The 17,913-nt window shown below is 73.3% G+C and carries 16 protein-coding genes; 10 read left to right on the top strand and 6 right to left on the bottom strand.

Annotation, left to right across the window (positions count from 1 at the left end):
* The first annotated feature begins 171 nt into the window (after positions 1 to 171).
* Positions 172 to 585 carry an SsgA family sporulation/cell division regulator gene (locus ACFY30_RS12520; protein ID WP_390845162.1) on the top strand — a complete coding sequence of 138 codons (414 nt, stop codon included), beginning with the start codon at positions 172 to 174 and terminating at the stop codon, positions 583 to 585.
* Between the two features lie 48 nt (positions 586 to 633).
* Here ACFY30_RS12520 and ACFY30_RS12525 read toward each other — a convergent pair whose 3' ends face one another.
* Together ACFY30_RS12525 and ACFY30_RS12530 are read right to left on the bottom strand one after the other, a co-directional pair.
* Complete coding sequence (locus tag ACFY30_RS12525; protein WP_390845163.1) at positions 634 to 1,659, bottom strand: Gfo/Idh/MocA family protein; 1,026 nt, start codon at positions 1,657 to 1,659, stop codon at positions 634 to 636.
* A gap of 146 nt (positions 1,660 to 1,805) precedes the next feature.
* Positions 1,806 to 2,900: a chemotaxis protein gene (locus ACFY30_RS12530; RefSeq protein WP_390845164.1), complete on the bottom strand. Its 1,095-nt coding sequence runs from the start codon at positions 2,898 to 2,900 to the stop codon at positions 1,806 to 1,808.
* A 198-nt stretch (positions 2,901 to 3,098) separates the two neighbouring features.
* Here ACFY30_RS12530 and ACFY30_RS12535 point away from each other — a divergent pair, with 198 nt between their 5' ends.
* On the top strand, positions 3,099 to 3,869 hold the full coding sequence (locus ACFY30_RS12535; protein WP_390845165.1) for an alpha/beta fold hydrolase: 771 nt from the start codon (positions 3,099 to 3,101) through the stop codon (positions 3,867 to 3,869).
* Between the two features lie 3 nt (positions 3,870 to 3,872).
* Here the strand turns inward: ACFY30_RS12535 and ACFY30_RS12540 are convergent, their stop codons facing one another.
* Together ACFY30_RS12540 and ACFY30_RS12545 are read right to left on the bottom strand one after the other, a co-directional pair.
* The gene (locus ACFY30_RS12540; protein WP_390845166.1) at positions 3,873 to 5,333 is read right to left on the bottom strand and encodes a glutamate synthase-related protein; all 1,461 of its coding nucleotides are present in this window, start codon (positions 5,331 to 5,333) and stop codon (positions 3,873 to 3,875) included.
* A complete protein-coding gene (locus ACFY30_RS12545; RefSeq protein ID WP_390845282.1) occupies positions 5,334 to 6,935 on the bottom strand; it encodes an alpha/beta hydrolase in 1,602 nt (533 codons plus the stop codon).
* A 359-nt stretch (positions 6,936 to 7,294) separates the two neighbouring features.
* On the opposite strand from ACFY30_RS12545, the gene ACFY30_RS12550 reads away from it, so the two are divergent.
* Entirely contained in the window at positions 7,295 to 7,987 is a 693-nt protein-coding gene (locus tag ACFY30_RS12550) for a chaplin family protein (protein WP_390845167.1), read from the top strand.
* 699 nt (positions 7,988 to 8,686) lie between these two features.
* Positions 8,687 to 9,466 carry a GNAT family N-acetyltransferase gene (locus ACFY30_RS12555; protein ID WP_390845168.1) on the top strand — a complete coding sequence of 260 codons (780 nt, stop codon included), beginning with the start codon at positions 8,687 to 8,689 and terminating at the stop codon, positions 9,464 to 9,466.
* A gap of 107 nt (positions 9,467 to 9,573) precedes the next feature.
* On the opposite strand, the gene ACFY30_RS12560 is transcribed toward ACFY30_RS12555, so the two are convergent.
* The gene (locus ACFY30_RS12560) at positions 9,574 to 9,837 is read right to left on the bottom strand and encodes a GlsB/YeaQ/YmgE family stress response membrane protein (RefSeq protein ID WP_390845169.1); all 264 of its coding nucleotides are present in this window, start codon (positions 9,835 to 9,837) and stop codon (positions 9,574 to 9,576) included.
* 329 nt (positions 9,838 to 10,166) lie between these two features.
* Here ACFY30_RS12560 and ACFY30_RS12565 point away from each other — a divergent pair, with 329 nt between their 5' ends.
* A complete protein-coding gene (locus ACFY30_RS12565; protein ID WP_390845170.1) occupies positions 10,167 to 11,627 on the top strand; it encodes a hydrolase in 1,461 nt (486 codons plus the stop codon).
* A gap of 93 nt (positions 11,628 to 11,720) precedes the next feature.
* On the opposite strand, the gene ACFY30_RS12570 is transcribed toward ACFY30_RS12565, so the two are convergent.
* Positions 11,721 to 12,161: an SPW repeat protein gene (locus ACFY30_RS12570; RefSeq protein WP_390845171.1), complete on the bottom strand. Its 441-nt coding sequence runs from the start codon at positions 12,159 to 12,161 to the stop codon at positions 11,721 to 11,723.
* A 269-nt stretch (positions 12,162 to 12,430) separates the two neighbouring features.
* Here ACFY30_RS12570 and ACFY30_RS12575 point away from each other — a divergent pair, with 269 nt between their 5' ends.
* The 5 genes from ACFY30_RS12575 to ACFY30_RS12595 are packed head-to-tail and all read left to right on the top strand — an operon-like array spanning position 12,431 to position 17,874.
* On the top strand, positions 12,431 to 13,738 hold the full coding sequence (locus ACFY30_RS12575; RefSeq protein WP_390845172.1) for an NAD(P)/FAD-dependent oxidoreductase: 1,308 nt from the start codon (positions 12,431 to 12,433) through the stop codon (positions 13,736 to 13,738).
* Positions 13,735 to 14,490, top strand: coding sequence for a DUF1365 domain-containing protein (locus ACFY30_RS12580; protein WP_390845173.1), 756 nt, complete (start codon positions 13,735 to 13,737; stop codon positions 14,488 to 14,490). Before ACFY30_RS12575 ends, ACFY30_RS12580 begins: the two co-directional genes overlap by 4 nt.
* Positions 14,487 to 15,761 carry a class I SAM-dependent methyltransferase gene (locus ACFY30_RS12585; protein WP_390845174.1) on the top strand — a complete coding sequence of 425 codons (1,275 nt, stop codon included), beginning with the start codon at positions 14,487 to 14,489 and terminating at the stop codon, positions 15,759 to 15,761. Before ACFY30_RS12580 ends, ACFY30_RS12585 begins: the two co-directional genes overlap by 4 nt.
* Positions 15,758 to 17,077 carry a class I SAM-dependent methyltransferase gene (locus tag ACFY30_RS12590; RefSeq protein ID WP_390845175.1) on the top strand — a complete coding sequence of 440 codons (1,320 nt, stop codon included), beginning with the start codon at positions 15,758 to 15,760 and terminating at the stop codon, positions 17,075 to 17,077. Before ACFY30_RS12585 ends, ACFY30_RS12590 begins: the two co-directional genes overlap by 4 nt.
* Complete coding sequence (locus tag ACFY30_RS12595) at positions 17,074 to 17,874, top strand: DUF1295 domain-containing protein (protein WP_390845176.1); 801 nt, start codon at positions 17,074 to 17,076, stop codon at positions 17,872 to 17,874. Before ACFY30_RS12590 ends, ACFY30_RS12595 begins: the two co-directional genes overlap by 4 nt.
* The last annotated feature ends 39 nt before the right edge of the window (positions 17,875 to 17,913 follow it).

Here is a 17,913-nt window from a genome sequence, read left to right on the forward strand (position 1 = left end):
ATCAAGTCGTAGGTGAAGTACGGGACTTGGGGGACTGGAGGGGCCTGCGGGGTGACCGTCAGGCGGGTGTTCGACGGTCGTATGTTCCATTACGCCGTGCCGTGATGCAGATCACATCAATTCCCGCCCGCTTTTGCGTAATGCGATCGGCCCCTCCGAAGTCCTACAAGCATGGACATCACCCTCGAACAGTCCGTCCGCGCCCGCCTGATCACCGGGGAGGACAGGGAACTGCCCGTTCCCGCGACGCTGCGCTACGCCTCCGACGACCCGTTCGCCGTCCACCTCGACTTCCCGGCGGAGGTCTCCCTCGCCGACGAGGCCGCCACCTGGACCTTCGGCCGCGCGCTGCTGGAGGAGGGGCTCGGCGGTCCGGCGGGCACCGGTGACGTGCACATCTGGCCGTGCGGCCTTGCCCGGACGGTGGTGGAACTGCACTCGCCGTTCGGTATGGCCCTGCTCCAGTTCGACACCCCCGCCCTGCACCGCTTCCTGCTGCGCAGCTACGCCGTGGTCCCGGCGGGACGGGAGGACGTCGGGGCCGCGGTCGACGAGGGGCTGCAGGCCCTGCTCGGCAATGTCTGAGAGCCCCGCGCGGCGGCGGGGCCCGGCGACACCGGGGGTGCCCGCGCGTCAGCCGCCGTGCCCGCCGTACAGGTCCGGGCGCGGCGCGAGGGTGATTCCGACGCGCTCGCCGCTCCGCAGGGCCCGGACCCCGGCCTCGGCGACGACGGCGGCCACGTAACCGTCCCAGGCCGTCGGGCCGGTGACCCGGCCCCGCCGGGCGTCGTCGACCCAGGTCTGCACCTCGCGGTCGTAGGCCGCCTCGAACCGGACCAGGTAGTCCTGCGGCACCTCGACGGCGGCGCCGCCCCGCGCGGTCACGAGCATGCCGTCGTCGTCGCCGATGCGTGCGCTGCCCGCCTCGCACACGGCCTCGCAGCGCACCTGGTAGCCGAAGCCGCAGTTGACGAAGACCTCCACGTCGACCAGGGCGCCCCCGTCGGTCTCGAACAGCACGAACTGCGGGTCGAGCAGCCCCAGGGGGGCGCCGGGCGAAGGGCGCGGCCGCAGCACGGTGACCGCGGTGAGTTCCTGGCCGAGCAGCCAGCGGGCCGCGTCGATCTCGTGGGACACCGAACTGTCGATCAGCATCGCGCTGGTGAAGTCCGGCGGCGAGGAGACGTTGCGGTGCACGCAGTGCAGCATCAGCGGCCGCCCCAGCCGCCCGCCGTCCAGCAGCGCCTTGAGCCGGCGGTACTCGGCGTCGTGGCGCCGCATGAACCCGACCTGTGTGAGGCGGCGGCCGAGCCGCGCCTCCGCCTCGACGACCCGCAGGGCCCCCGCCGCGTCCGGCACCATCGGCTTCTCGCACAGCACCGGAAGCCCCCGGGCGAGCGCCGAGCGCAGTGCCTCCTCGTGTGCCGGGCCGGGCGAGGCGATCAGCACCGCCTCGACGCCGGGCGCGTCCAGCGCGGCCTCCGTCTCCGTGTGGACCGAGACTCCCTCGATCCCGGCGACGGCGTCCTTCGCGCGCACCGCGTCGGGGTCGGCCACGGCGGCCACCCTGGCTCCGCTCACCACGCGGTCGAGGCGCCGTATGTGGTCGGAGCCCATGTGCCCGGCTCCCAGCACCGCCACGCCCAGCAGGTCTCCCACGTGCCCTCTCCCTCCCGGCCGACGATCACGCCGTAGCGTACGCCGGGCGGAAGCACGCGTCGGGCGGGGGCGGCCGGGTGACGGCGGGTCGGGCGGTGGCGCGTCGGCGTGGCGGGCGACCCGCGGCGGGTCGCCCGCCACGGCGTTCAGTACCGCAGCACGCCCGCGATGCCGTCCGCGTCGCTCAGGGTGCCGTCCGGCACGAAGCGCACGTCGGCACCCGTCTCCAGGCACTGCTCGACGATCTCGTCCACGATGTCCTCGCGGGCGTCGAGGTCGCCGCTCACGGCCGGGATCAGATGGTCGCCGTCGTCCCGTACGGTCACGCGGTAGTTCTCCTCGACGGCCAGCAGCCGGACCCGGCCCTCCCGGGCGCTCTGCCACACCTCGTCGACGCCGGCCGCGAACTCCTTGCGGCCGAGGGCCGATTCGAGCGCCCGGTTGACGGTGTCCACGCTTCTGCGCGCCTCGGCGGCGACCATCGGCCGTACCGCCTGCCAGACCGCGTCCGGAGTGCCGTGCGACAGCCCGCCGTGCGGGACGTGCACCGCGGCCCTGGTGACGGTTCCGATGTCGTCGAGGGCGGACAGCGCCGCCTGCTCACCGGTGACGTACAGCGGCCGCGGGGCCTGGCGCAGCAGCCGGTTCATCGCGGCGTCGGCGTCGCGCAGGAAATGGCGGGTGCCCTCGTCGCGGAACGTGCTCGGCATGTCGCCGATCTGCTCCTGGCGTTCGGCGTCGAAGTTCTCCTGCGGCCTGGTCAGCGGGAAGCCGCCGACCTGTTCCTCGGTGACCCGGTCCGGACCGCCGTTCCACAGGGTGGCCCGGTCGGCGGAGACCGACAGTACCCAGTACGGCCGCTCGGCGGCCTGCGCGGAGACCAGGTTGCGGGTGAGGAAGGTGTCCGAGAGCACGACCCGCTCCGGAACCGGGCGGGCCAGTGACCACACCTGGTGCTCGCCCGGTGCGGCGAAGATCACCAGACCGTCCTCGGCGTGCGCCAGGTCGACCTCGGCCAGGGCCCGGTCGAGCTGCTCGGCGACGTCGGAGCGCCGCTCACGGGTGACCGCGGGGTCGGAATCCAGCTGTTTCTTCGCCTCGGCCACGACATTGCGCAGCCGGACCCGGTCCTGGGCGTTCAGGGGATCCCGGCGGTGCGTCGGGGTCAGCACGGACACCGCGGGATAGGGGCGCGGACGGCGCAGTTCGGAGAGGGTCGCGGGGCTGAGTGCGTGCTCCATATGAGCACCATAGGACTGATTCACTGACGGGGCATTCGGGGTAACAGGCGCAAAGAGGTCAAGTGGCCCGTTGTGTCGGACTGTACGGCGGTACGTCCGCGGGTCCCTCCTCGATTTCCCCGGTGAACGACGGTGACGACAGCCCCGGCTCCCGGTTACCGTACGCGTCAGTAACCGGGACATACGCAGGAGGAACCCATGCCGCAGCTCGAAGTCGACGGCGCAGCCCTGACGTACGACGACGAGGGCCCGCGCGACGGCGGTGGGGTGCCCCTGGTGTTCGTGCACGGCTGGACGGCGAACCGGCACCGCTGGGACCACCAGATCGCCCACTTCTCCGACACGCGGCGGGTGGTCCGGTTCGACCTGCGCGGGCACGGCGAGAGCACCGGCGCGGGCGTCAGGACCGTGGCGGAGCTGGCGAAGGACCTCATCGCCCTCCTCGACCACCTCAAGATCGAGCGGTGCGTGCTGGTCGGCCACTCGATGGGCGGGATGATCGCGCAGACCGTCGCCCTCTCCCACCCCGAGCGCGTGGAGCGCATGATCCTGGTGAACTCCATCGGCAGGATGACGTACAGCCGGGGCCGGGGCCTGCTGATGGCCGCCTCCACCCTCGTCCCGTACAAGCTGTTCGTCGCCGCCAACATCCAGCGCGCCTTCGCCCCGGGATACCCGCGCGACGAGATCCGCGCCTACGTCAAGGCCTCGGCCGACACCCCGCGCGAGGTCGTGATGACGCTGTACGGCGCCATGCGGGCCTTCGACGTCCTGGACCGGGTGGGGGAGATCCAGGCCCCCACCCTCATGATCCACGGCTACCACGACATCCAGCTGCCCGTACGGCAGATGCTGCGGATGGCGAAGGCGTACCCGGACGCGACGGTCCGCATCCTGGACGCCGGTCACGAGCTGCCCGTGGAGAAGCCCGCCGAGCTGACGGCCGCGATCGAGGCGTTCGTGAGCTGAGCGTCAGCCGAAGCCGTCCGGGTCCGCCGCGGCCCAGTCCGCCGCCCAGGAGACCGGCGGCCCGGCGGTCAGGGCGCCCGGCTCCAGCCACTCGTACAGCTCGGCGTAGGAGCGGACCGTCCTCGCGTCCGTACGGCGCAGGAGATGCCCGGGGCCGAGACCGCCCGGCCCCGGTACGCCCATCGCCGCCATGATCCGGACGGCGCTGCGGACCGTCTCCCGCTGGTAGCGGTGGATCCGCCGCGCCTTGTCGCCCACGTCCAGGGCCCGTGCCCGCCACGGGTCCTGGGTGGCGACGCCGGCCGGGCAGGTGTTGGTGTGGCAGCGGCCGGCCCGGACGCAGCCGAGCGCGGACATCATCGCGCGGGCCGCGTTGGTGTAGTCGGCGCCCTGGGCGAGCCGTCTGACGATGTCCGAGCCCGTGGCGATCCCGCCGCTCGCCCCGATCCGGACCCGGTCCCTGAGGCCGCTGCCCACGAGCGCGTTGTGCACGGTGATCAGCCCCTCGGTGAGCGGCATCCCCAGACGGTCCGCGAACCCCGGCGGCCCGGCGCCCGTCCCGCCCTCCGACCCGTCCACCACGACGAAGTCGGGCGTCACGCCTTCCGCGAGCATCGCCTTGCACACCGCGAGGAACTGCCGCCGCGACCCCACGCACAGCTTGAGGCCCGTCGGCTTGCCGCCGGCCAGCTCCCTCATCCGCGCCAGGAACAGCACCAGTTCACGCGGGGTCGAGAACACCCTGTGCCGGGGCGGCGACACCACGGTCTCACCCTCGGTCACGCCCCGTGCCCGCGCGATCTCCGCGCTCACCTTGGCCCCCGGCAGCACCCCGCCGCCCGGACCGGCCCCCTGCGAGATCTTCAGCGACACGCACTTCACCTCGGGCAGCGCCGCCTTGTCCGCGAACTCCCGCGCCTCGAAACCCCCGTCGGACGTACGGCAGCCGAAGTACCCCGAGCCGATCTCCCAGATCAGGTCCCCGCCGCCGCGCAGATGGTGGTCCGACAGCCCGCCCTCCCCGGTGTCCTGCGCGAAGCGGCCCAGCGCGGCACCCCGGCCGAGGGCGAGCACCGCCTGCGCGGACAGCGCCCCGAAACTCATCGCGGACACGTTCATCAGCGCCATGTCGTACGGCAGCCTGCACTCCGGTCCGCCCACGCGCACCCGCGGCTCCTCCTCGGGCGGCGGCAGCGGGCACATCGACGGCACGAGGAACTCGTCCGCGTCCCGCCCGCCGCCGAGCGGGTCCGCCGGCTCCCGCACCCGGTACCGCAGCCGGCCGACCAGGGGATGGATGCGCAGCGGCGCCCGCCGGCGTTGCACCACGTCCCACCCGCCCAGCGCGGTCAGGGCGAGCAGCGGAACCGCCGCGCACCACCACCACCCCGACGCGGCGGACGACGCGACCAGCGCCCCGGCCGCGCAGAGGGCGACGAGCAGCCAGGGCGCGTACCGGCGCACTCAGCCGCCGTCCTGGTCGGGCCCGCAGGAACTGCCGCTGGACGGCAGGGAGCCGTACAGCAGGAAGTCGTCGACCTTGCGGTGCACGCACTTGGACGACCCGTAGCCGGTGTGGCCCTCGCCCTTGTTGTCGAGCACCACGGCCGAGTCGCCCAGGCGCTCGGCCGTCTCCACGGTCCAGCGGTACGGCGTCGCCGGGTCGCCCCGGGTGCCGACGAGGAGCATCTCCGGCGTGTCCAGGTCCTTGACCTCGTCGCGGATGAAGCCGGTGCCCCTGGGCCTGCCGTAGCAGAGCAGCACCTCGGTGAGGCGGTACCGGCCGAAGACCGGGGACGCCTTGTCGTAGTCGGCCCGCAGCCGCTCGAGGTCCGCGGCGATCCGCTCGGCGGTGGGGCGGTCGGGGTCGTCGGCGCAGTTGATCGCCATCAGTGCGGCCGGGAGGTTGTCGACGGGGACGTCCTCGACGTCGACCAACGGGCTGGGGGAGGGGTCGGCAGCGCCCGGCGACCGCACCGGGAAGGCCAGGCCGCCCTGGGCGAAGGCCATGATCCCCCCGGCGTCGCCGTCCTCGACGAGCTGGGCGAGCGCCCGCTCCAGCGACGGCCACAACTCCTTGCTGTACAGCCCCTGGCCGAGCGCGGCCACGAGGTCCTGACCGGTGAAGTCGCGGCCGAAGTCCGTCGGCAGCGGATCGTCGTCGAGCGAGCGGACCAGACGGACCACCTCCTCGCGGGCCGTCCGCGCGTCCTGGCCGAACGGGCAGGCGATGTCCTTCACGCACCAGTCGACGAAGTCCTCCAGAGCCACCTGCTGGCCCCGGGCGCCCGCGATGCCCTGCTCGGCGAGCGGCTCGGTGAGCGTGTCGACGCCGTCGAGCACCAGCCGGCCCACCTTGCCGGGGAACTGGGCCGCGTAGACCGCGCCCAGCCGGGTGCCGTAGGAGAAGCCGAGGTAGTTGAGCTTCTTGTCGCCCAGCGCCTGGCGCATCACGTCCATGTCCCGTGCCGCGTCGACCGTGCCGATGTGCGGCAGGACGGGCCCCGAGTTCTTCTCGCAGGCGGCGGCCGCGTCCTTCAGTTTCGTCATCAGCGCCCGCGGATCGTCGAGCGCGGAGGCGTCGTCCAGGGCGCCGAGCCCCTCCTCGCCCTCCGTGTCCCCGCAGCTGACCGGAGAGGAGCGGCCGACCCCCCGGGGGTCGAAGGACACCACGTCGTAGCCGTCCGTCAGTTCCATGAACTCCTTGCCGCCGTAGGCGAGCTCGGGAACGCCCGCGCCACCGGGGCCGCCGAAGTTCAGCAGCACCGAGCCCCGCTTGTCGCCGGTGGCCCGGTAACGGGCCAGCGCCAGGTCGAGGGTGCCCGCCTCGGGGCGGGCGTAGTCGAGCGGGACGGTCACCTTGCCGCACTGGAGGTCGTCGGGCGCGCCGTCGAGCGCGTCGCACGCCGTCCAGGAGACCTTCTGGTCGTAGAACCGGGACAGGGCGGACCGGTCGTCCCCGGCCGAGACCGCCTTCGGCAGCGCCGCGCCCAGCAGGGTCAGTGCCGCGCCCGCGGCGAGCGCGCAGCGGCGCCGTCCGGGCCGCGTCGACAGCATGGCCAGCATCAGTGCCTCCAGGGACGCCCCGCAGCGGACCGGGCCCACGGCGCCCCGGATCACGATAGGCGGCCTCCGCAGGGCTCGCCTCCGGACGGACGAGCGCCCCTGATGCGCCCCGCGTGCGCCGGTGGCGGTGCGAGGAGGGGCGCTGAGAGAGGCGCCGCGAGGGCCGTTGCGCGGGCCGTTGTGCGGGGGGTACGGGGGCGCTGCGGGGGAGAGAGAACGTTCGATCCGAGGCGCCCAAAGGGGTGAATGACGGATTGGGCATAACTCGGCCGGTTCGCCCGCGTTTTACCTGGTGCGGGTGAGTGCCCGCGACATGTCTGGAAGGCAGGGACCCCATGAGACGGGCCACCCGAAACGGTGTGATCGCTGTAGCAGCCGCCTCCGGCGCGATGGCCGCCGTGACGATGCCGGCGTTCGCCGACTCCACCGCCGCGGGGACCGCGGCCGGCTCGCCCGGCGTGGTCTCCGGCAACAACGTCCAGCTGCCGGTGAACCTCCCGGTCAACCTGTGCGGCAACAGCGTGGGCGCCGTGGGACTGCTGAACCCCGTGTTCGGCAACACCTGCGTGAACAAGGGCGCCGCGCCGAGTGCCGGGCCGGCGTCCGCAGCGGCGGCGCGGGGCGAGGCCGTCGGCTCGCCCGGCGTGGTCTCCGGCAACCAGGTGCAGGTGCCGGTCCACGTGCCGGTGAACGCCAGCGGCAACGGCGTGGGCGTCGCCGGAGCGCTGAACCCGGTGTTCGGCAACAAGTCCGTGAACGTCTCGGACGACAAGCCGCCGCACCGGGTCGTGCCGGGTCACCCGGCCAAGCCCACGCCGGTGCCGCCGACCCGCCAGCCGTCGGCCCCCGAGCCCCAGCGCCACGCCCCGGGCACGGGTCCGAAGACCGTTCCGCACGCCAGGGCGCCCCAGGCCCCGGCGGTCCACCGGGACTCGTCCTCGCTCGCCCACACGGGTGCCGATGCCACGCTGCCCGCCGTCGCGGGCAGCGCGGCCATGGTGCTGGCCGGAGCGGTCCTCTACCGCCGGTTCCGCCCACGCGCGGAGCGCTGAGCCGCCGTCGCCCGGATCCGCAGGCCCCCTGGCAGGACGGGGGCCTGCGGGCGGCCGACAGGCGGCCGCCCAGGCCTCCGGCCGACCTCGTGTCCCGCCTCGACACGAGGCCGCCGGTCCGGAGGGGGGCGCGCATATCGGCGATGCCCGCCGGAGATGTCGGGCATCGGTGGCCGCGCACATCGGGCGGTGCCCGCCAACGGTCGGTCGCGGCGGCCGACTGCCTCGCGGGCGTCGGCTCGGCTGCCTGGCCATGGGCCGGAGCGGAGTCGGGAAGCCGAGTGTGGGAGCCGGCCGCTCCGGTCACGGCCCTCGGCGGGCCTCGGGTCGGGCGTAGGGCTCTCCCGTGGGCCGTCAATTCCTCGGTGGGCGCCGGTCCGGGCGTGGGTGGCCGCGCACATGGGGTGGTGTCCGCCGGAGGTGTCGGCCGTGGGTGGCCGCGCCTGTCGGGCGGTGCCCGCCAGCGGTGTCGACCTTGGCGGCCGTCCGCCGCCCGGTCGTCGGATCGGCCGCCGGGCCGCGGGCCGGACCGGTCCCCGGGACGCCGGGTGCGGTCGCAGGCCGCCCCGGTCACGGGTCTCGGCGGGTCTCGGGCCGGGCGTACGGCTCTCCCGCCGGGCGGGGTGATCTACGGTGGCGCCCGGCCCGGGCGGCGTTAATTCCTTTGTGGGCGCCGCGCGGGAATGCTGGAGTGGCCGTATGGATCATGCCGCGATACTCGCCCTGTACGACCGGGACATGCGCGAAGGCGCCCGTCCCGAGAGCTCCGACGCCCGTGTCGAGCGGACCGGAGGCGTGGTCCGCCACGTCGGCGGCGAGGGAGGCTGGAACGGCGTCCTCTGGTCGGACCTCGATGCCGCCGGCGCCGGCGCCGCGATCGCCGCACAGATCGCCTACTTCGCCGGGCGGGGCAAAGAGTTCGAGTGGAAACACCACGGTCACGACCAGCCCGCCGACCTGGGACGACGGCTGCTGGACGCCGGGTTCACGGCCGAGCCGGAGGAGACCCTGATGATCGGCGAGACGAGCGGCCAGCTCGTGGACGCCCCACCCCCGGACGGGGTGCGCATCGTGCCCGTGACCGACCGGGCGGGCGTCGACCTGATGGCCGAGGCGAACGAGAAGGCGTTCGGTCGCGACGCCTCCTGGCTGCGGGATCTCGTGCTCGCCCGGCTCGCCGCCGACCCGGACGCGATCGTCGCCCTGGTCGTCCTCGCCGGTGACGAACCGGTGAGTTCGGCCCGGATGGAAATGATCCCCGGCACACCGTTCGCCGGTCTGTGGGGCGGCGGCACCGTCCCGGCCTGGCGCGGCCGCGGCATCTACCGCGCCCTGATCGCCCACCGCGCCCGCATCGCCGCCGAACGCGGCTACCGCTACCTCCAGGTCGACGCCTCCGACCAGAGCCGCCCGATCCTCGAACGCCTCGGCTTCGCGGCGCTGACCACGACGACGCCGTACCTCTACGTGCCCAAGTAAGACCCGCGACGTCGTCCACCGGCCGGCTCGCGCCAGCCCGTCCCGGACGGCCAAGGGCCGACGGCCGTCCGGGACCCGGGGTCTCACCGCCCCGGCGTGACCATCGGTCAGCGGCGTGCCTTCGAGCGGTCCAGTGCCGCCACGCCGACCGCGGCGAGCGCGATCTGGATGAGCCACTCCACCCAGTCGACCCCGTCGGTGTCGGCCACCCCCAGGCCCGCCGCGATGGCCGAACCGAGCAGCGCGGCCAGGATGCCGACCAGGATCGTCCAGAGCACGCCGATGCGCTGGCGACCCGGAATGACGAGCCGGCCCAGGACACCGATGACGATGCCGATGAAGATGGCACTGATGATGCCGTCGATCTCCATGTCCGCCCCTCCTCTGCGAGACCCGTTGTCTTGCCCGTTGCCTTCCTTGTGCCCGCTGCGGGGTGGTGCAGTCGGTTCCGCTTGCCCGGGAGGGCGGATCGCCAGGGAAATCGCCGTAGGAATCGCCGAACGAGACGTCGAAGGAATCGTCGGCAACATCGTCCGCCGCATCGTCCGCGTCATTGCCCGCGCTTTCTGTTCACAGCAGCGGTATGCCATGTACCTTTCAATCGTTCCACGCGTGTAGAACCCTTCGTCGCGGGGTCTACGCGCGCAGATCGGCGCCCGCACCCTCGTCTCCCCACCCTTCCGTCACGGAGGTTCGCCGGATGCTTGGATCACCGAGATCCCGCCGCAAGCGCAAGGTCACCACCGTCCTGGCCGGCTTCGGTCTGCTCGTCACCGGAGCCGCTCTCCAGGTCAGCGCCACCGCCACGCCCGCCCACGCGGCCACCCCCCACCGCATCCTGTTCGACAACGCCCACGCCGAAACGGCCGGCAACGCCGACTGGATCATCTCCACCAGCCAGCCCGACCCGCTCGGCGAGGACTCCTCGCCGTCCGCCGAGACCGACTGGACCGGAGCCATCTCGTCCTGGGGCGTCGCCCTGCAGAAGTCCGGCGACTACAGCCTCAAGACGCTGCCCTCGGGCTCCAGCCTGACCTACGGCGGCTCCGCGGCGACCGACCTCGCGAACTTCGACACCCTGGTCCTGCCGGAACCGAACACCCTCTTCACCACCGCCGAGAAGACGGCGATCATGAACTTCGTGAAGAACGGCGGCGGCCTCTTCATGATCTCCGACCACACCGGAGCCGACCGCAACAACGACGGCGAGGACGCGGTCGAGATCCTCAACGACCTGATGACCAACAACAGCGTCGACTCCACCGACCCGTTCGGCTTCTCCGTCGACTCGCTCAGCATCAGCTCCGACTACCCCTCGGCCATCAGCGACAGCAGCGACCCCGTGCTGCACGGCTCCTTCGGCACGGTCACCAAGAGCCTCATCGCCAGCGGCACCACCGCCACCCTCAAGCCCGCGGACAACTCGAGCGTCAAGGGCCTGCTCTACCGCACCGGCTACTCCGGGAACACCGGCGCCTTCTTCGCCACCAGCACCTTCGGCAGCGGCCGGGTGGCCTTCTGGGGCGACAGCTCGCCGATCGACGACGACACCGGCCAGTCGGGCAACACCCTCTACGACGGCTGGAACGACTCCGGCGCCACCAACGCCGCCCTGGCACTGAACGCCACCGAGTGGCTCTCCGGCGGGAGCGCCGACGGCGGTGGCGACGGGGGCGGTTCGGGCTCCTGCACCTCCGTCCAGCTCCTCGGCAACAACGGCTTCGAGTCCGGCGCCACCACCTGGAGCGCCACGAGCGGCGTCATCACCAACTCCTCCAGCCAGTCGGCCCGTACGGGCTCCTACTACGCCTGGCTCGACGGCTACGGCACCGCCACCACCGACACGCTCTCCCAGTCGGTGACCGTGCCGTCCGCCTGCACCTCCGCCACCCTCAGCTTCCACCTGCACGTCGACACGGCGGAGACCACCACCAGCACGGCGTACGACACCCTCAAGGTCCAGGTCCTCAACAGCTCCGGAACCGTCCTGAGCACCCTGGCGACCTACTCCAACCTCAATGCCGCCGCCGGCTACACCAAGCGCAGCTTCAGCCTGGCGAGCTACGCCGGCCAGACCGTCACCCTCAAGTTCACCGGCACCGAGGGCTCCACCCTCCAGACCTCCTTCGTCATCGACGACACGGCACTCGACGTCGGCTGACGCCCGCTTCGGCGCCGAGCGCGGAGCACGGCCCGGCCGACCCGCACACGCGGGTCGGCCGGGCCGCCTTCACGGATTCGGAGGAGCCGAGGGCTACGGACGCGGGGCGCTCTTCGCCGCCGTGAAGGCGCACATCATCCCCAGGATCACCGCCAGGGCGCCGATGATGATGTTGTTGACCGCGACCCCGGCGTCCGGGCTGTCGCCGACGACCCACGGCGCGATGACCATCCAGACACCGAGCGCGCACATGGCCCAGCTCAGGCCGTACATACGGGCCGGAGCGGCCGTGAACCCGAGAGCCAGCAGGCCGATCGCGATGCCGACGATCAGGTTGTGGGTCATCAGTGCGGGCTGGCTGGTGGTGTAGTGGAGCACCCAGGGGGACACGGCGCAGTACAGGCCCAGCAGGAACACCGGTCCGTCCACGAGCGCCACGTCACGACCGCCGAGCATGCGGTCGTAGCGCGCCCGCATCTCGGATACGTCGGGGTGGGTCGATATATCACTTCTGCCTGGCGAGACGTTGGCCATCACTCGTCTCCTTCGACTTGCTGGCCGACCGCGTCTGGTGCGGTGTGCGGTGAGCGCCGCGCACAGCCATTCTGCGCTTATTTGTTCTTTATGTGTAGAGGTCGGAAGCGAGGGGCGGGCCGCCGGACGCGGCCCGCGCGCACGGTCGGCGGTCCTGCGGGAAAATGAAGACGCCGGCCGCCAATCCGCTCCCGCCGCAGCCACGGATTACCCGCGAAAGGGCCCGGCCACGGGCCCCGGCGGAAGGCGTGAGGATGGAGCGGAAGGCGATGCCGGCACAGGAACCGGCGTCCGGAGCGGACCGGGCAACGGCGGCGGGGCGGCGTACCGCCGTGGTGGGCAGCGGAGTGGCCGGACTGACGGCCGCGCACATCCTGCGCCGCGGCGGCCACCACGTCACCCTGTACGAGGCCGACGACCGGCCGGGCGGCCACGCCCACACCCACGACCTCGTCTCCCGTGACGGGCGGGTCCACCGCGTCGACTCCGGCTTCATCGTGCACAACCGCCGCACCTACCCCCATCTGCTGCGCCTCTTCGACGACCTGGGCATCGCCACCCAGGAGTCGGAGATGAGCATGTCCGTACGGTGCGAGGGCTGCGGCCTCGAATACGCCGGAGCCCGCGGCCCCGCCGGACTGTTCCCCGCGCCGGGCAACGCCGTGCGGCCCCGCTACCTCCGCCTGCTCACCGAGGTGCCGGCCTTCCACCGGGCGGCCCGCCGGCTGCTCGCCGAAGGCACGACCGACGACCTCACCCTCGGCGCCTTCCTCGACCGGGAGAGGTTCTCGGCGTACTTCCGCACCCACTTCATGACACCGCTCGTCTCGGCCGTCTGGTCCTGCGACGCCACCACCGCACAGCGCTACCCGGCCTCCTACCTGTTCCGCTTCCTGGACCACCACGGCATGCTCTCGGTCACCGGCTCCCCGCTGTGGCGCACCGTCACCGGCGGCTCGCGCACCTACGTCGAGCGCGTCACCGCCCGGCTGCACACCGTCCGCACCGGCACGCCCGTGCGGGCCGTACGGCGCACCCCGGACGGCGCCGAGCTCACCGCCGACGACGGCGTCACCCGGAGCCACGACGCCGTGGTGATCGCCGTCCACCCCGACCAGGCGCTGCGGATGCTCACCGACGCCACCCCCGCGGAGAAGGACGTCCTCGGCGCCTTCCGCTACTCACGCAACGTCACCCTCCTGCACACCGACACCGGCGTCCTGCCCCGGGCCCGCGCCGCCCGCGCCTCCTGGAACTACCTGATGCCCGCCTGCGACGCCGGTGCCGACCGCGTCCGGGTCAGCTACGACATGAACCGGCTGCAGCGCCTCGACGCGCCCGACCCGTACGTCGTCACCCTCGGCGGCGAGGACCGCGTCGACCCCGACCGGGTCCTGGCCCGCATGGTCTACGAACACCCCGTCTACACACCGGAGTCGGTGGCCGCCCAGCAGCGCCTGCCCGGCCTGAACACCGCCGTGACCGCGTTCGCCGGCGCCTACCACGGCTGGGGATTCCACGAGGACGGGTGCCGCTCCGGTGTCCTCGCGGCCGCCGCGCTGGGGGTGCGCTGGTGAGCACCGCACCGTCCCGGCCGCAAGCGGTGCACCCCGCCCTGTACCCCTGCACCATCACCCACGTCCGCACCGCCCCCACCCGCTACACCCTGCGCCACCGCACCTATCTGTGGCTGATCGACCCCGACCGTCCGCCCGACCTCCCGCGCGCGCTGCGGCCGCTGGCCCGCTTCGACCCCCGCGACCACTTCACCGGCGAGCACCCGACCGTCCGGGCCGGCCTCGACGCCTTCCTCGCCTCGCACGGCGAGCCCCCGGCGGACGGCCCCGTCGCCATGCTCACGCACGCCCGCGTCCTCGGGCACGTCTTCAACCCGCTCACCCTCTACTGGTGCCAGGACCCGCACGGCGGGCCGGGCCGCGTGGTCGCCGAGGTCCACAACACCTACGGCGGACGGCACTGCTACCTGCTGCACCCCGACGCCACCGGGAGCGCACGGACCGCCAAGGAGTTCTACGTCTCGCCCTTCTTCCCCGTCGACGGCGCCTACCGCATGCGCCTGCCCCCGCCCGGCGACCGGCTCGCCCTCACCGTCCACCTCGACCGCGACGGCGGCCACCCCTTCACCGCGACCGTGCAGGGCGTCCGGCGCGAGGCCACCGCCGCGCAGCTGCTGCGGCTGGCCCTGCGCCACCCCTGGTCCACCGCCGCCGTGTCCGCCGCGATCCGCCTGCACGGCATCCGCCTGTATCTGCGCGGCGTGCCCGTCCAACCCCGACCGGACCACCGCACCGGAGAGAACACACGATGACGTACGCCGAACCCCGCCTTGCCGCCGTGGCCCGCCCGAGGAGCGCCGTAGACCCCTCGCGCTGGCCCGACGTCGCCGCGCCGGCCGGCACATCCCTTGCCCGCACCGCCGTCACCGGCGCGATCGTGCGCCGTGCCCTGGACCGGCTGCCACTGCGCGCGCGCTACGCCGACGGCAGCACCGCCGGCCGCGGCGGACCACTGCTGGAGATCCACGACCCACGGGCCTTCCACGCCCGGATCGGCGCCCACGGCCTGATCGGTTTCGGCGAGTCGTACATGGCGGGCGAGTGGGACGCCCCCGACCTGGTGGCCCCGCTCACCGTCCTCGCCGCCCACGCGGCCGATCTGGTCCCCGCCCCGCTGCAGCGCCTGCGCGGGCTCTGGGCCCAGCGCCAGCCCGCGCACCGGCGCAACACCCCCGACCACGCCCGCGTCAACATCAGCCGCCACTACGACCTGTCGAACGACCTCTTCGCCCTGTTCCTGGACGACACGCTCACCTATTCCTCGGCCGTCTTCCGCAGTTTCCCGGCGTCCTGGGACCGGCTCGCCGACGCCCAGTACCGCAAGATCGACCGTCTGCTGGACCTCGCCCGCGTCGAGCGGGGGACCCGGCTGCTGGAGATCGGCACCGGCTGGGGCGAACTCGCGCTGCGGGCGGCGGCCCGCGGCGCCCGGGTCACCTCGCTGACCCTCTCCGCCGAACAGCGCGACCTCGCCCGCGAACGGGCGCGGCGAGCCGGTCTCGCCGACCGCGTCGACATCGAGCTGTGCGACTACCGCGAGGCGCGCGGCAGCCACGACGCCGTCGTCAGCGTCGAGATGATCGAGGCCGTCGGCGAGGAGTTCTGGCCCGTCTACTTCCGCACGCTCGACGAGCGGCTCGTCCCGGGCGGCCGCGCCGTCGTCCAGGCGATCACCATGCCCCACGCCCGCATGCTCGCCAGCCGCGACACCTTCACCTGGATCCAGAAGTACATCTTCCCGGGCGGACTGCTGCCCTCCACCGAAGCGGTGGAGCAAGCCGTCCGCGACCACACCGGGCTGACCGTCGCCCGGCGCGACGGCTTCGGCGCCCACTACGCCGAGACCCTCCGCCTGTGGCGCGAACGCTTCACCGCACGCGCCGACGACGTCGCCGCCCTCGGCTTCGACGACACCTTCCGCCGTATGTGGACCCTCTACCTCGGCTACTCCGAGGCCGGCTTCCGGTCCGGCTACCTCGACGTCCAGCAGTACCTGTTCACCAAGGAGGCCCCGGTCCGATGACCACCGAGCGCACCGCCCGCAGCACCCGGACCGGCGCCGCCCGACGGCTCGCCGCGCTCGCCGAGGACGTCACCGGAGGCCCCCTGCCGGTCCGGCTGCGCGCCTGGGACGGCAGCGAGACCGGCCCGGCCGACGGCCCCGTCGTGGTCGTACGATCCCGGCGCGCCCTGCGCCGGCTGCTGTGGGAACCGGGCGAACTGGGCCTCGCGCAGGCGTACGTCACCGGCGAACTGGACCTCGAGGGCGACCTGGCCCAGGGGTTGCGGGCCTTCTGGGCCGCGGCCCGGGAACACGGTCTGCACGCCCCGCGCCTCACCCTCGCCGACCGCACCCGCGCGGCCGCCGAGGCGCTGCGGCTCGGCGCCGTCGGGCCGCGGCCGGCCCCGCCCGAGGCCCAGGCGAGCCTGCGCGGCGGCCTGCACAGCCGCACCCGCGACCGGGCCGCGATCAGCCACCACTACGACCTGTCCAACGACTTCTACCGCCTGCTGCTCGACCCGACGATGGCCTACTCGTGCGGCTACTGGGCGGCCGACGACCCGGACTTCACCCTCGCCGACGCCCAGCGCGCCAAGCTGGAACTGATCTGCCGCAAGCTCGCCGTCGTCCCCGGCACCCGGCTGCTCGACGTCGGGTGCGGCTGGGGCTCGCTCGCGCTGTACGCCGCCGAAGAGCACAAGGCGCAGGTCACCGCCGTCACCCTGGCCGCCGAGCAGGCCGCCTACGTGCGCGAGCGGGTCCGCGAGCGCGGTCTGGAGCACCGGGTCGAGGTCGTCTGCCAGGACTACCGCGACATCGACGGCGGGTCCTACGACGCCGTCGCCACCGTCGAGATGGGCGAGCACGTGGGCGACACCGAGTACCCGGGGTTCGCGGCGGCGCTGCGGCGGCTGGTCCGGCCGCGCGGCCGGGTCCTCGTGCAGCAGATGTCCCGGGGGAGCACGGCACCCGGCGGCGGCGCGTTCATCGAGACGTACATCGCGCCGGACATGCACATGAGGCCGCTCGGTGAGACGGTCTCCCTGCTGGAGACGGCCGGGCTGGAGGTGCGGTCCGTGGAGTCGCTGCGGGAGCACTACGTGCGCACGGTCGCCGCCTGGCACCGCACCCTGGAGGACCGCTGGGCGGACGTCGTGGGGCTGGTCGGCCAGGAGAAGGCCCGCGTGTGGCGGCTGTACCTGGTCGGCGGCGCGCTCGCCTTCGAGGAGGGCCGCATGGGCGTCGACCAGATCCTCGCCGTACGGCCCACCGCCCGCGGCGACAGCGGGGCACCGCTGACGCCGGCGGCCTGGTACGAGCGACTGGAGCAGCGATGAGCGGCTTTCCCTGGCATGCCTTCACGGTCAACCTCGGCTGGGCCGCGGCGGCCGCCTTCGCGGTCATGCTGGTCACCTTCGCCGTCGCCGTGCGCAAGGGCGTGCACCGGATCGTGGACGTCGCCTGGGGGATCGGCTTCACGGCGGTCGCCCTGGTGACCTGCGCCGCCTCGGCGGGGGAGGGCGACCCCGCGCGCCGGATCCTGGTGACCGCTCTCACCGCCGTATGGGGGCTGCGGCTGGCCGTGCACATCGCGCGGCGCGGCCGCGGCCACGGCGAGGACCCGCGCTACGAGGCGCTCCTGGCCAAGGCGCCCGGCAACCGGAACGCCTACGCCCTGCGGATGGTGTACCTGCTCCAGGGGGCGCTCGTGTGGCTGGTGTCGTTGCCCGTCCAGGCCGCGCAGTACGTGCCCGGGCCGCTGACGGGCCTCGCCTGGGCGGGGACCGCGCTGTGGGCCGTGGGGCTGTTCTTCGAAGCGGTCGGGGACGCCCAGCTGGCCCGGTTCAAGGCCGACCCGGCCCACCGGGGCCAGGTCATGGACCGGGGGCTGTGGCGCTACACCCGCCACCCCAACTACTTCGGCGACTTCTGCGTCTGGTGGGGACTCTTCCTCATCGCCTGCGAATCCGGCGCCTCCGCCGCGGTGTCCGTCGTCTCCCCGCTGGTGATGAGCTTCCTGCTGATGCGGGGCAGCGGCAAACCGATGCTGGAGCGGCACATGGCCGAACGGCCGGGGTACGCGCGCTACGTGGAACGCACGAGCGGGTTCTTCCCCCGGCCGCCGCGTCCATGAACGGGCGGGCGCCTCCGGCCGGGCCGAAGGCGCCCGGAC

The sequence above is a fragment of the Streptomyces sp. NPDC000345 genome (assembly GCF_042898825.1).
GTDB lineage: Bacteria > Actinomycetota > Actinomycetes > Streptomycetales > Streptomycetaceae > Streptomyces.